General features: G+C 36.3%; 13 protein-coding genes and 1 riboswitch. Of the genes, 2 read left to right on the top strand and 11 right to left on the bottom strand.

Going from position 1 to position 14,643, the window contains the following annotated elements:
- Positions 1–460 precede the first annotated feature (460 nt).
- The gene (locus B3D98_RS15340) at positions 461–766 is read left to right on the top strand and encodes a CotD family spore coat protein (RefSeq protein ID WP_016991980.1); all 306 of its coding nucleotides are present in this window, start codon (positions 461–463) and stop codon (positions 764–766) included.
- Between the two features lie 98 nt (positions 767–864).
- Here the strand turns inward: B3D98_RS15340 and glnA are convergent, their stop codons facing one another.
- The 3 genes from glnA to B3D98_RS15325 form a co-directional block, all read right to left on the bottom strand.
- The gene (gene glnA, locus B3D98_RS15335) at positions 865–2,199 is read right to left on the bottom strand and encodes a type I glutamate--ammonia ligase (RefSeq protein ID WP_004225810.1); all 1,335 of its coding nucleotides are present in this window, start codon (positions 2,197–2,199) and stop codon (positions 865–867) included.
- A 55-nt stretch (positions 2,200–2,254) separates the two neighbouring features.
- Complete coding sequence (locus B3D98_RS15330) at positions 2,255–2,632, bottom strand: MerR family transcriptional regulator (RefSeq protein WP_004225812.1); 378 nt, start codon at positions 2,630–2,632, stop codon at positions 2,255–2,257.
- Positions 2,633–2,786: 154 nt separating this feature from the next.
- Positions 2,787–4,040, bottom strand: coding sequence for an aminotransferase class I/II-fold pyridoxal phosphate-dependent enzyme (locus B3D98_RS15325; protein ID WP_288584050.1), 1,254 nt, complete (start codon positions 4,038–4,040; stop codon positions 2,787–2,789).
- A 341-nt stretch (positions 4,041–4,381) separates the two neighbouring features.
- On the opposite strand from B3D98_RS15325, the gene B3D98_RS15320 reads away from it, so the two are divergent.
- Positions 4,382–4,987 carry a trimeric intracellular cation channel family protein gene (locus B3D98_RS15320; protein WP_004225816.1) on the top strand — a complete coding sequence of 202 codons (606 nt, stop codon included), beginning with the start codon at positions 4,382–4,384 and terminating at the stop codon, positions 4,985–4,987.
- A 51-nt stretch (positions 4,988–5,038) separates the two neighbouring features.
- Here B3D98_RS15320 and cobT read toward each other — a convergent pair whose 3' ends face one another.
- From cobT to B3D98_RS15280, 8 genes are all read right to left on the bottom strand, one after another.
- Positions 5,039–6,094 carry a nicotinate-nucleotide--dimethylbenzimidazole phosphoribosyltransferase gene (gene cobT / locus B3D98_RS15315; RefSeq protein ID WP_288584047.1) on the bottom strand — a complete coding sequence of 352 codons (1,056 nt, stop codon included), beginning with the start codon at positions 6,092–6,094 and terminating at the stop codon, positions 5,039–5,041.
- A gap of 92 nt (positions 6,095–6,186) precedes the next feature.
- A riboswitch (cobalamin riboswitch) is annotated at positions 6,187–6,362 on the bottom strand.
- Positions 6,363–6,776: 414 nt separating this feature from the next.
- Positions 6,777–8,087, bottom strand: a complete 1,311-nt coding sequence (locus tag B3D98_RS15310) for a response regulator (RefSeq protein ID WP_288584045.1) — start codon at positions 8,085–8,087, stop codon at positions 6,777–6,779.
- Between the two features lie 26 nt (positions 8,088–8,113).
- Complete coding sequence (locus B3D98_RS15305) at positions 8,114–9,454, bottom strand: sensor histidine kinase (RefSeq protein WP_288584043.1); 1,341 nt, start codon at positions 9,452–9,454, stop codon at positions 8,114–8,116.
- 22 nt (positions 9,455–9,476) lie between these two features.
- Entirely contained in the window at positions 9,477–10,235 is a 759-nt protein-coding gene (locus tag B3D98_RS15300) for an SDR family NAD(P)-dependent oxidoreductase (protein ID WP_181574654.1), read from the bottom strand.
- 21 nt (positions 10,236–10,256) lie between these two features.
- Positions 10,257–11,003, bottom strand: a complete 747-nt coding sequence (locus B3D98_RS15295; RefSeq protein ID WP_257961771.1) for an SDR family NAD(P)-dependent oxidoreductase — start codon at positions 11,001–11,003, stop codon at positions 10,257–10,259.
- A 14-nt stretch (positions 11,004–11,017) separates the two neighbouring features.
- Positions 11,018–12,016, bottom strand: a complete 999-nt coding sequence (locus B3D98_RS15290; RefSeq protein ID WP_257961772.1) for an ABC transporter permease — start codon at positions 12,014–12,016, stop codon at positions 11,018–11,020.
- Positions 12,013–13,539 (bottom strand): sugar ABC transporter ATP-binding protein, encoded by a 1,527-nt coding sequence (locus tag B3D98_RS15285; RefSeq protein ID WP_257961773.1) that lies wholly within the window; start codon positions 13,537–13,539, stop codon positions 12,013–12,015. The genes B3D98_RS15290 and B3D98_RS15285 overlap by 4 nt, the downstream gene beginning before the upstream one ends.
- A gap of 88 nt (positions 13,540–13,627) precedes the next feature.
- Positions 13,628–14,641, bottom strand: a complete 1,014-nt coding sequence (locus tag B3D98_RS15280; RefSeq protein WP_112117529.1) for a sugar ABC transporter substrate-binding protein — start codon at positions 14,639–14,641, stop codon at positions 13,628–13,630.
- Between the last annotated feature and the right edge of the window lie 2 nt (positions 14,642–14,643).

Below are 14,643 nucleotides of genomic sequence, written 5' to 3'. Positions count from 1 at the left end.
CATACTTTTTTAATAAAAATTTATTTTACATTATGACGCTAGGAAGAACGTTATTTGAAAAACCTATTCATCGTGTAGAAAACCAAGCATTTGGATGGTCGTTAGACTCATTATCTTCACTTTGAAAATATGTGCTATTTTGTTCACTACTGTTAGACATGAAAGAAGTTTTGCAGCATGATCGAGGAGGAGGATCATCGCCCTTTGGAAAGGACGATGATGGAACGGAAAACGCCTCGCCCTGCGAAATTGCTTTTCCTGCCGTTGACATCATCATTTTCAACAATATGTCATGCTTTCATTTCACTCAAAGACGTAGGCAAATTGATTATAGATTTTCTACTATTTTAGTTACTTGTTAGATTTACCTATGCATTAATAGGCAAATAAATAGACCCTATCGACGTATATCTCATATCTTAATAATGAACTACAACTTATCAAAACAGGAGGTAATAACATGTTTCAACGAAGACGCCATCCGGCAAAAGGTCCACACTGCTGTCCGCCACAAATGATGCCAATGCAATATGATCCACCACAATTTTTACCACCAGAGCAATATGTACGCACAAATTATATCCATACAGTTGTTCCACACGTACAACCTGCACATGTTACAACAGTGAACAAACATATGATTGATCATCAGTATTATTTCCCATGCACAGAATCTGTCGTGAATGAATGCTGTGAAACACATACAATGTGCGGTATGCCACCTAACCCTTGCCATATGCCACACCATCATAAACATATGCGCTAATACTAAAATAACGATGGGGTTGTCATATGACCCCATCGTTCCTAATATGTTCAGAAAAAAACCGAGTACCCTTTATCAGGCACTCGGTATCTTTATGATTAATACATTTTTAAATATTGATCGCGTTCCCATTGATGAACAGTTGTACGGTACATATCGAACTCGATTTCTTTTGCTTCTTTAAAGTTTGCATAAATATGCTCACCTAATGCTTCCTGTGCTACTTGATCTTTAGCAAGTAATGTTAGTGCATCATCAAGTGCTGCAGGTAGGTTTTCAATACCATTTGCTTGACGCTCTTCTTCCGACATCACATAGATGTTGCGGTTAATAGCAGCAGGTGGTGTTAGGCTTTGACGAATACCTTCAAGACCTGCTTCTAAAATAACAGCCATCGCTAAATATGGGTTTGCAGAAGGGTCTACAGAGCGTACTTCAACACGAGTTGAAAGTCCACGTGCAGATGGAATACGAATTAATGGTGAACGGTTTTGTGCAGACCATGCTACATAACATGGTGCTTCATAACCTGGTACTAGACGTTTATAAGAGTTAACTGTTGGGTTTGTTACAGCTGTGAAACCTTGTACGTGTGCAAGAACACCCGCCATGAATTGCATAGCTGTTTCAGAAAGACCTAATTCTGTAGATTCATCATAGAACGCATTTTCTTTGCCTTTAAATAGTGACACGTTAAAGTGCATACCAGAGCCCGCTTCACCAAATAGTGGTTTTGGCATAAATGTAGCGTGTAAGCCATGTTTACGAGCGATTGTTTTAACCACTAATTTGAATGTTTGGATGTTATCACATGCAGTAACAGCATCCGCATATTTAAAGTCGATTTCGTGTTGTCCTGGAGCTACCTCATGGTGTGATGCTTCAATTTCAAAGCCCATTTCTTCTAGCTCTAACACGATATCACGACGGCAATTTTCACCAAGGTCTGTTGGCGCTAAATCGAAATAACCACCATGGTCATTTACTTCTAATGTTGGTTCGCCTTTTGCATCTAATTTGAATAAGAAGAATTCTGGCTCAGGCCCTAAATTGAAGCTTGAGAAGCCCATTTCTTCCATTTTTTTAAGAATACGTTTTAGGTTGTTACGTGGGTCACCAGCAAACGGCTCGCCTTTCGCAGTGTAAACATCACAGATAAAACGTGCTACTTTCCCTTTTTCAGAAGTCCAAGGGAATACTACGAAAGTATCAAGATCAGGATATAAATACATATCAGATTCTTCGATTCGAACGAAACCTTCAATAGATGAGCCATCAAACATCATTTTATTTTCCAGTGCTTTGTCTAATTGACTTACAGGAATCTCAACATTTTTGATAGTGCCAAGAATATCTGTAAATTGTAAACGAATAAAGCTTACGTTTTTTTCTTCGATGAGACGTTTAATGTCCTCTTTTGTGTATTTACCCACAGTTTTCCACACTCCTATAATTTGTCTAGCTTTTATGTTTACCCTACTCTATTTATTAATAGAATCGAGATAAATCCCCTCTTCGGATGGACGATTTTTGCATGCGCTGTGCTTGACGCATTTCTTCGCGCATAATTTGGCGTAATTCTGAATCACTTAAATCTTGCTCATCAGTTGTTGCAACAGGATTTTTCTTTTTAGCAAATATTTTTTTAATCTTCGCCATATTCATACCCTGTTCTAAGTAATCTTTAACCTCAAGCAATGTGTCGACGTCATTTAGTGAAAACATACGTCGATTGCCTTCTGTTCGGTGCGGCTCAATTAAATGGTGTTCTTCATAATAACGAATTTGTCTTGCCGAAAGCTCTGTTAATTGCATCACGATACTCATCGATAATAACGGCATAGTTCGTCTAATTTCACGACTCATTTAAGTCCTCCTCCAATACCCGCTTATCATATAACGAAATTTTTTTACTGTCAACCAACCATGTAAGGTTATCTAACATGGTTGGCACTATTTTTTTCAATTCGATTAAAAATTGTAAAAAACTATTCATATTTAGGCTTTATCTATTGTCTTGTTATGCTTTTTGAATAGCTTGAACCGCACTGCAAATAGCAAATTTAACGTGTTCATATGTTAGTCCCCCCTGGATAAATGCTGTATATGGCGGTCGTATTGGGCCATCCGCTGTTAGCTCAATGCTGGACCCCTGAATAAATGTTCCAGCTGCCATAATGACATCATCTTCATAGCCTGGCATATAGGCTGGTTCAGGAGCATAATGGGCATTTATCGGTGAGTTCGCTTGTATTTCACGACAAAAATCAATCATTTGCTGAGCCGTTTGGAACGATACTGATTGAATTAAATCTGTACGCTTCGCGTGATAGCTCGGAGAAGTGCTCATGCCGATTTCCTCAAGCATTGCAGCTGTAAATATCGCCCCTTTTAGTGCTTGCGATACAGCATGTGGTGCTAGGAAAAACCCTTGATAAAAATCACCTAGTGTATTTAATGTGGCCCCCGCTTCTGCTCCAATACCTGGAGATGTCATACGATAGGCACATTTCTCCACTAAATCTGCGCGTCCAGCAATATAGCCACCAATTTTAGCCAAGCCTCCACCTGGATTTTTAATGAGCGATCCTGCCATTAAGTCAGCCCCGACCTCTGTAGGTTCCTGCGCCTCTACAAACTCGCCATAGCAGTTATCTACAAAAATAATAGCTTTCGGAGCTAATTTACGTACCTTTACACACATATCTGCAATTTCTTCAATTGTAAAGGATGGACGTGTTGCGTAGCCTTTTGAACGCTGAATCGCAATCATTTTGGTTTGTGCTGTAATGGCCTCTTCAACACCTGCCCAATCAATGACCTGATTATCTAGTAAATCCACATGTCGATAACTGATTTTATAATCTTTCAGTGAACCTGTATCTTTATCACCACCATCGACAATGGATTGCAATGTATCATATGGCTGACCCGAAATATAAAGCAGCTCATCACCAGGACGCAAAACACCGAATAGACTAAGCGTGATTGCATGTGTGCCTGAAATAATTTGCGGTCGGACTATGGCTGCCTCAGCACCAAATACTTCCGCATAAACACGCTCTAGATTATCCCGCCCCTCATCATCATAGCCATAGCCGTTTGATGGGTGTAAATGATAATCACTTACTTGATGCTTTCTGAAAGCTGCTAGCACCTTCTGCTGATTGTAGAACGCCATTTCTTCTACCTTGGCATGATAAGGCCGAACTTGCTCCTCTACTTTTGCCGCTAACGATAGCGTTTCTGTTGATAAATTTGATGTAAACGTCATTCTTTCTTCTCCATTTCACAATGTCTCGCATTTCAATCAGTAAGATTTATTGACTATCTAAATTGACTTCAATCACTCTAGAATTCCCTAACCAACTACTGGTATATGAACGCTTTTGACGAATGTTTTTCTTTATTTTAATCACATTTTATCAATTTGTATGTGCACCTGTAAAACTTGCCTATTGTTTCTAAGAGGATTTTACGCTAAGCTAATGTGCGGACTCATTTCAAGATGCGTATTTAATGACCGATTTTGGCTATTAAATTCATAGATTCTGTTACGTAAAAAGTCTTTTAACTTTTAATAAAGTTTATTTATTGATAGAAGGGGTGAAAGGGATGGCTTGGGAGGTTTTTAGTATTATAGGAACAATTGCCTTTGCTATTTCTGGGGCAATTATTGCCATGGAAGAAGAATACGATTTATTCGGTGTATATATACTTGGTATTGTGACTGCTTTTGGTGGAGGAGCTATCCGAAATTTACTCATTGGACTACCTGTCACAACACTTTGGGGACAGGATATGATGTTTCAAATAGCGCTTGCTGCGATTACGATATTCTTTATTTTTCCGCATCATCTGATTCAACATTGGCATCGTTGGGGTAACTTCACAGATGCGATTGGCTTATCAGCATTCGCTATTCAAGGCGCACTCTATGCTGTTAAGCTTGATATGCCAGTAAGCGCAGTCATTGTAGCTGCTGTTTTGACAGGTTCAGGTGGGGGTATTGTACGAGATTTATTAGCTAGAAGAAAACCATTAGTTCTCCGTGATGAAGTTTATGGTGTTTGGGCAGCTCTTGCAGGATTGCTAATCGGATTCGAGGTTTTTACAGGGGACATTTTCCTTTATATTTTATTCGCAGTGATTACAGCTTTACGTATTCTTTCCTATATGATGAAGTGGCGCTTGCCATTACGAAAATTAAATCGTGCATAAATACCATTCAGCCAATGACCAAAAATTAAGTCATTGGCTGTTTTATTGTTTTTATCTTTTTAACAACTGCATTGATTCTTCTAAAGTCATCATGTTTTTCATCATCGAGCAAGCTGCATCTAAAATAGGAAAGGCTAAGGCTGCTCCAGAACCTTCGCCTAAACGCATATTCATGTGCAACATTGGTTCAATGCCTAGTAAGGCAGCGGCAATTTTTGCCCCTGGTTCCTCTGAAGCATGGGAAGGAATGATATAATTGATTACTTTTGGTTCGAGCTTATAAGCAATGAGGGAGGCTATAGTCGAAATAAATCCATCAATGACAACGGGTTTACGATGGGCAGCAGCGCCAAGAATAATACCTGTCATCGCCCCTATCTCTAACCCTCCAACCTTAGCCAGAACATCAATAACATCATTTGGATTAGGCTTATTTAAGGTAATTGCTTTTTCAATAACTGCCGCTTTATAGGCAATGCCTCCTTGGCCTACTCCTGCACCAAACCCCGTTACTTCGATAGGGTTGCATCCCGTCAAAACAGCTAATATCGCAGCACTTGGTGTTGTATTGCCGATGCCCATTTCTCCAGTCCCAAGTACATCAGCACCTTTTATGATTTCCTCAGTGGCCACACGGATTCCTACTTCTATCGATTGAATGGCTTCTTGTTTGGCCATAGCTGGACCTTGTGCCATGTTATCTGTACCATATTTAATTTTATGAATAATGACACCTGCATCAAGTGGAATATCTTCTTTTACACCCACATCTACTGTGACCACCTTTGCATTGGTAATCCCAGCAATCGCACAAACGCCTGTACCCCCCTTAGGAAAATTTAATGTTTGAAAGACCGTAACATCTTGTGGATTCGTGGTTACACCTTCCTCGCAAACACCATGATCTGCAGCACAGACAATCATCACTTTTTTGTCGACCATCGGATATAATTGTCCTGTTATACCAGAGAGCTGTACGGCAAGTGATTCTAGTTTACCCAAGCTACCTGGGGGCTTACAAAGCGCATCAATCCGCTTTCTAGCTTGCTCCATACTTTTCATATCAGCCCCCTGAATGTTTTGAATCGTGTCTTGTAATAATTGCATGATTATTTCTCCTCTCGTTCTCATTAAGACAAAATAAAAAGTCTGTAGTTTATTGTCATGACAAATAAACTACAGACTTTTCCATCATCTATATCTTCTAAAGCATGTAGGCAGGTCTCCTGGCTCAAGTTCAACACCTCATAGTACCTTCCCAGCAATTTGCTAGTGGCATACACTATGAAATTCCCTTATACAGTGGCGGGTCCGCTAAAGCTTTTCACTTTATTCCCTATTCTCCCTAATGGGCACCTATTGCTTTTATGTAATTTCTTTTAATTTACTACAAAGCTTTCTTGCTATCAATACGAAACAATTAAAGTAAAGTATTTTTATTTGGAGCTATTTCACATAGTTCCTATAACTATTGAATAGAAACCAATATTGTTAGCGAGTCAATATAGTTTAAAATGAATACACTTTGCCCCTTCAAATGACTATTCTCAAAAAAAGATGAGCCTATACCGGGATGGCTAATGCCAAACATAAGTAAAAGAATAGATTTAACATCGATATACATGATTTAAAATTTACTAGTTACTAAAGTCTGAGAAATAACATTGTTAAAGATTGCAGAATTTTTTTAACAAGCTCTTTTAACACACACAATTTGTCAACTCTCTTCTGGTTCCTACTTTCTACATGTTTAGCCTATAAAGAACGAATCTACAGTACATCATTCTTTCTATTTTTTTATGGATCGATATTTAGCAGGTGTCATACCAACATATTTTTTAAATACTTTACTAAAATATTCTTCATTGCTATAACCTACTAATAAAGCAATTTCATTATTTCTTTTATCACTATAATCTAATAGCTGCTTAGCTTTGTTAATTCTAAGTTCATTTAATAGGTGGATAAAATTTTTATCAATGCTTTTTTTTATTAATATACTTAAATTTGCTTGGCTTTTGTTAAAGATGTTTGATAAATAATTCAAATCTAGTTGCGGATCATCAAAATGCGTATAAATATAATCGACTATTTTTTTACCTAAATTATCCCTATTGCCATGTAAGTTAAGTATTTTATCGACGAGTGGCATGATATAGTTATTTACTATTTTTGATAAATTGGCTTCTTTAATCATTTGATGTTGGATACCAATTATTTTTTGAGCGCGATGATATGTTTCCAAGCAATTGAAATAGATACTATATTGTAATAAAAACATAATCATGATTTCTAACCTCTGCTGAAAACCAATATTTTTATTTTGTAAAACCACAATAAATTCTTTTAATTTTAATTCATCTGTAAAGATTTGATTATCAAAAATGGATTTTCTTTTATTTAGCACAGTGCTATCAGTATTTAGATGCCTCTTTAGAAGCAACTCCAGCACAGCTTGATTTAAATCATGTAAGTCTTTTTTTGGAAGAACAATATGATTATGCTGACTATATGACAATACAAAATCGGTATTCATAATCTCAATATGTTCCCCAAAAATATTAAAGTAAAATAACTCATGAGCATGTGAAATTCCGATATTTTTTGTTTGATTTATACTAACCATAAAGTATTCAAATGAATAGATACTACAATCTGTCATTTGTTGATCAAAGGCCAATAGTAAATTTAATAATTGATTATATTTAATTGCATAATCTACTTGCTTTTTCATGCTCAATGCTTCCATCGTTTGTGATAGCTTTAGCTTTAGGTTTTTATAATCGATTGGCTTTAAAATGTAATCCTCAGCTCCAATTTGAATAGCACTTTGTAAATATTGAAAATCGTCATAGCCAGATAGAAAAATCACCTTAAATTGATGAAACTTTTTTAGCTCCTGAACAGCCTCTATTCCACTTATCCCGGGTAAATTAATATCCGATAAAACAATATCTGGAGCAATTTCTTTAGCTGCCAGCAGCATATCCTCCCCCGTTGTATAAGAATAAACACGTAAGGATTCTATAAAATTTCTGTTAATAAAAAAGCTTAAACCCTCTCTAATAAAGTTTTCATCTTCTACAATAAAAAGATTCATAGAGCTCACCTCACCGTTAGAAGATATTATTTCTTATATGGTAACAAAATTCTCGACACAAAGTATTGTTGCTCATTGACTAGCACCATTACACCATATGCTTCTCCATATTTTATCTTTAAACGCCTATTTACATTTTTTAAACCAATACTGCCTTCGTGATTTTCTTCATTCATTTTATCATTTAGCATCGCTATTCTAGCAGTATCCTTATATTCGCTCTTATTATAAGTTTCAATTATTACATAATTCTTTTTTCGATAAATTTTGATATTTATTGATAGAGCTTCTTTATGGTTGTAACCATGCTTAAAAATATTTTCTACAATTGGTTGGAGTGTAAATTTTAAAATAGCATTTTGTAATAAATCGTTTTCTTCTATTTGAATGTCAAATAGTAAATAAGAGATTCTTATTTTCATAATATTAATATATTCTTCAATAATCTCTAGCTCTTTTTCAATGGTTGTTTCATTTTCACTGTTGCCCGTATTATATCTAAAAAGCTTTGCAAGCCCAACGCTCAATGTAGAAATTTCCTCAACCTCATGAATCATGGCTAATTGATTAATATTATCTAAGGTATTGTAAAGAAAATGAGGATTAATTTGGCTTTGTAAATTATTCAATTGCGCTTCATAGTTTTCTCGAACATAGCCTTTTTCCTTTTCTACCATATAAGCAATGGTTTGGTTTAATTCATGACTGGCAATATCTAACTCATCATTAATCCAAACATGCTTTTTCTCTTTATCTTCAAAATGATAAATTGCTTTTCTATAAGAGGTAATACGTTCAATAAGCATTTGTAACGTTGTGCTTATTTTATTGGAATATAAAAAGGTGATGATGGTTAGCAGTAAGGTAGAAGCAATTGCAAAAGCCATTAAATCCTCCTTTTTATTATTTACCTCTTTAAAAATGGAGTCAGACGTAGCAATGACAACATAGTAACAATTATTAAAGGAATCAAATGAATACATTAGAATTCGTTCTACATTCAAATAATCAATTTTATAGTAATTGGTTTTCTGAGGCTCCAGTTTAAGAAAATACTCCTCATGCTCTGATATATGGGAATTTGTGCTGAATTTTATATCTTTTTGCTCTGTTAATAAAAGAAAATCAGAGTAGCTACCCCAAATAGAATTTAACACTTCATGATATACTTTTGTACTTGCTTGATTACTCTCAAAAGACGAATTAAAATAATGAATTTTTTTTAATACCTCTAGCCTTGTTTCTATTAAAAGTTTCTTTTGATATTCTCCAACATTATTTATATAAATTATGGTCATCATAAAATACGGTAAAATAAATACAACAAGGGTAAGAATAAGATATTTATATTTTAACGATAAATACATCATTCTCACCCTTTCAAGCTTCTTAGCAATGCTCCTCTTCCCAGATCGACTGGCCGCTTGAAACACCACCATCAATGACAATTTCACTACCCGTAATATAGGAAGCATCCTCGCTCCCTAGATAATAGACTAAGGATGCAATTTCCTCTGGACGTCCTAATCTTTTTAAAGGTACATATTTTACCTGATCCTGAGGTGTCTTATTTGATTTTTGTGCTGCATATTCAATCATCTGTGTTTGGATATATCCTGGATGAATGGAGTTTACTCTAATAAAAGGTGCAAATTCCATCGCTGCGTTTTTTGTAAGTGTTCGAATAGCACCTTTAGTAGCCCCGTATATTCCTAAACCTTTTGCTCCAAAAAAGGCTGCATTGGACGATGCATTAATAATCGAGCCATTTTCCTGTTTATACATAATAGGTGCAATATATTTTAATGCTAAAAAGCTACCCTTAACATTAATATCAAACATAGACTGATACTCTTTTTCTGTAGTTGTAGTAAGATCATTCATGACAAATATTCCAGCGTTATTAAACAATACATCAATTTCATAGCCTTTGTCATGTATATATCTTTGTAATGATTTCCATTTATTTTCATTTGTAACATCCAATTCTATAAAATCAACCTGAGCACCATAAATATCACTTAGCTTGCTACCTTCCGCTACATTAATATCACATGCAAGGATATGAAAACCCTCCTGGTAAAATTTATCGAGAGTAGCTCTGCCAATGCCAGCAGTAGCCCCTGTAATGAGAATACGCTTCGTCATAAATACCTCCATTAATAATTTTTATTTCGCAATCCAACCACCATCAATCACTAGCTCACTGCCTGTTACAAACTTCGCTTCATCAGTCGCTAAATATAAAACACCATAGGCTACATCTATAGGATTTCCAAGTAATGGCAAAGGCGTTACTTCTTTCATCCATTTCGCTTTTTCGTTATTCTCAAAAAGATCTCGTGTCATTTCCGTTTTAATCATGCCAGGATGCACAGAATTTACCCGTACATTATATTCTGCTAAATCCATTGCTGCTGCCTTTGTTAAGCTTCTGACAGCTCCCTTTGAGGCATGATAAGACACATAGCCCTTTTCGCCAATAATTCCATAGACCGAAGAGATATTAATAATACTTCCCGCTCGCTGCTTTATCATATGCTCAGCACATTTTCTAACACCCAAAAAAGTACCTGTCGCATTAATGGTCATAACCTTATTCCAGCCCTCTAAATCTTCCTGTATAATTGAGTTTCTTGAGGGAATGCCAGCATTATTTACTAAAATATCTATACGTCCAAACAATTGAATGGCCTTTTGGATAACGCTATCCCACTCTGCTTCAGAGGATACATCATGCTTATGCACAAAAAGATGATCATTTCTCGTGTACCGCTTCATCAAAAGGTCCAATGCCTCCCCGTTTATATCTGTGGCAACTACTTTCGCTCCCTCTTGTAAAAACAATTCAGTCTCTGCTAACCCTTGTCCATTTCCTGCACCTGTAATGATTGCTACCTTATTGTGTAAGCGCATTTTATTCATCCTCTCTATTTCTGAATCTTCGAACGACCATAAAAATCGATCATAACAGCGACAATAATAATGGCACCTTTAAAAATTGATTGCCAATACGTACTGATGGAAAGACTATCAAAAACATTTGAAATCATGATTAAAATACTTCCACCAATAAATGTTCGCCAAATTGCACCCTGCCCCCCTGAAAGGGAAGTGCCTCCAATAACGACGGCAGCTATTACATCCAAAACAATTGATTCTCCTATATTTGCCTGCCCCTGTGCAAGTCGAGAAGATAAAATGATACCGCTCATTGAGGCACATAGACCACAGATGATATAGGTGCTAATGATTAGGCGATTTGTCTTTAAACCTGCTAATCTACTAGCCTCACTGTTTCCTCCTACTGCATAGAGAGCCTTTCCATATAGCGTGTAAGAGAGAATTATCCCTAGCGTAATAAAAATAGCAGCTAGAATAATGACTGAAACGGGGATTGGTCCTAAATAATGCGAACCAAAAAACTTATAGGCTGGGTCTTTTACAAAAAATGGCTGTGCCTTTGAGTATACTAATGCAAAGCCAGTGAAAATAGAGCCTGTTCCTAGTGTGGCTACAAAGGGAGGAACTTTCAAATAAGTGATTAACACACCGTTTAACAAGCCTGCAATGAGACCAATGGATAGACCGACTATCACAGCTACAAAAATAGACGTGCTATCAACTAAGCTTGCAGCTACAACAGCCGTTGCAGCGTATAATCCCCCGATGGACATATCTAAGCCGCCAGTGATCATAACATAGGTCATTCCAGCAGCCATGATGCCAATAATGGCTAATTGACTTAGCATATTTAATACATTTGTAGGATTTAAAAACCCATTGTAAACAATCGATGAAATAATAATTAGCACTACAAATGCGAACACTACTCCATATCTAAATCCAAAATTCTTGATATTTCCAAAATTCAGAATTTTATTGCTATAAGAAGTCAAATTCTGCTCTTCAGATAGTTTGTTCATCATGTCTGGTGACTCCCTTCCAAAAACGTTGATTCAACGATTTTTTTAACACTAATATCTTTCCCCGTTAATTCATTAACAATTTCCCCTTTAGATATAACAAGTACACGATTGCTAACAGCAACTACCTCTTCTAGCTCTGAGGAAATAATAATGATACTCATACCTTGCATCGCTAACTCCTTTAATTTACGTAATACATCTAATTTAACGCCAACATCAATCCCTCTAGTAGGTTCATCAACTATTAAAACCTTTGGGTTAACACTTGTAACCTTTGACAGTAAAACCTTCTGTTGATTTCCACCCGATAAATTTTTAACAATGGAGTTAATTGGTCGTGTTAACTTAAACTCTCGAATATATTGTTGCGCAAGATTTTTAGATTTTTTAGTAGATAAAAAACCATAGGAACCAATACGTTTTAAATCAATTAGATGAATGTTTTCATGTACTTCAAAACCTAGATGAAGACCTGTTTTTTTCCGATCCTCTGGAGCTAATACAATTCCATATCCCATTGCTTGTCTTGGTGTAGAAGGAATTTTAAGAGACTCACCTTGTAATTTAAGCGTTCCCCTACAGCCTTCTCCTAGCCCATAGAGCGTGTGAGCAATTGCACTTCTGCCTGAGCCCACTAACCCACCCAATCCTAAAATTTCTCCCCGCTTTAATGTAAAGGAGATATTTTTTAAAAAGTGGAAGCTCTCCAAATTTTCAACCTCTAATACAATCTCCTCTGAAGGAATTTGATGAGGATACTCCTGCATTAAGATTTCTTTAAAATCGCTGTCAATTTCCTCACCAAGCATGGCATGAACAATTTTTTGCTTTGTCCAACCCTCTATGTCCCTATGCTCTGTAACTACACCATTCTTTAATACCGTAAATGAATCACAAATTTTCATAATTTCATCTAGATGATGGCTAACGTAAAGGATGGTGATTCCTCTTTTTTTCAATTCCATTAAAGCCTCTAATAAAGCCTCTCTCTCATTCTGTGCTAAAGAAGAAGTAGGCTCATCCAAAATTAATATTTTGGAATCTAAATTTAAACATCTCATAATTTCAAGAATTTGCTGATCAGCTACAGATAAATCAATGGCATAAGAATTTGGTGAAATATGGGTATTTAAAAGCTTGCTCAATTCATAAAATCGTTCTAACCGTTTTTTTCGATTAACCAAAATCGACTTGCCTTCCTTAAAGCCAAGAAATACATTATCTAAGGCAGTCATATTCGGTATGATGGTTAATTCCTGAAAAATTGTGGCAATGCCAGCCTCTCTCGAACTATAAGGATCACCATAATGCAATTCATTTTGCTCAATAAAAATGTTGCCTTCTGTAGGCTTAATTCTACCTGAAAGCATGCCAATAAGCGTTGATTTACCTGAGCCATTTTGCCCAATAAAAGCGTGACAATGACCCTTTGATATTGTGATGTTAATACTCTGATTAGCAAAAAATTCTCCATATTTTTTTGATAAATTAGTGATATTGATAATGGGTGTCGCCTTTATCATAAAATCACTCTCCTCCTGATAAAGCAAGCACACAAGGTGATTAAATAGAATCTGTGAACTTGCCCTATATTTTCACGATGGCTTACATCTAATATTCTGGTAACCCTTTTGTCTCAAAATCTCCGATATTATTTTTATTTACATAAGGTGTGCCTGGTAAGATTTCCTCTTGTGTTAAATCATAAAAGGATTGATAATCCTTTCCTTCAAAATGATTTTTAATCGCTTCCATTCCTCTTTGTACCTCTTCTTTTGGAAGCATAATAACGGTTTGTTCAATATCACCATTTCTAATTGCTTCAAAGGACCACTCGTCCCCGCCAAAATCATAAATTTTCACTTTTCCTTTTTTACCAGCAGCATTCACAGCCTCTACAACCCCTGCTGACATACCTGAATAGTTTGAAAAAATAACCTTCAAGTCAGGATGAGCCTGCAAAGCGTTTTGTGTTACTTGGAACGCTTGATTTGCAGTGTAATCAGTTGAATATGGGCCAATGATTTGCCACTTATCATTATCGGCTATCTCAAGCTCCATGCCTTTTATATTGTTTAAATAAGGGGTCCCAGTAGACGGTCCACCAATAATGGCAATTTTCCCACCACCTGGATTGTTTGCAACAATATCCTTATAAATATCTTGATAAACATTTACACCTTGTCCACCGACAAACGTAAGGGTTCCCTCAGCAGCATCATCAACAGCTCCGCACAATTCAATATTGATAGCTGAAACGGCAATATTCGCAGGGAGAACTGAGCTTTGAACCAGATCACATAGCTGATTGCCATCCACTGCTTCAATTAAAAAGGCGTCAAATTTTTTTTGTGCTACAGCATTTTGGAGCTGGTTAAGCTGGTTAAGTGGATCAAAGCCGCCATCAAATATTTCAATTTTCCACCCGTATTCCTTTGCCACCTTTTCAGCCTCTTTAATGCCTGTTTGTAAATAATTATTACTAGCTCCTGCTGAGAAAAAGGCAATTGTTTTCTGATCGTCAGAGGATTGCTTGTCCTCTGAGCTCCCTGAATCATCCGTACTACTACATGCCACCAACATGATCATAACTACGAATAAACACACTGTTAACCATTTCTTCATAA

The sequence above is a fragment of the Lysinibacillus sp. UBA5994 genome (assembly GCF_002429725.1).
Lineage (GTDB): Bacteria > Bacillota > Bacilli > Bacillales_A > Planococcaceae > Lysinibacillus > Lysinibacillus capsici.
This window is presented reverse-complemented; position numbering and strand designations above follow the sequence as displayed.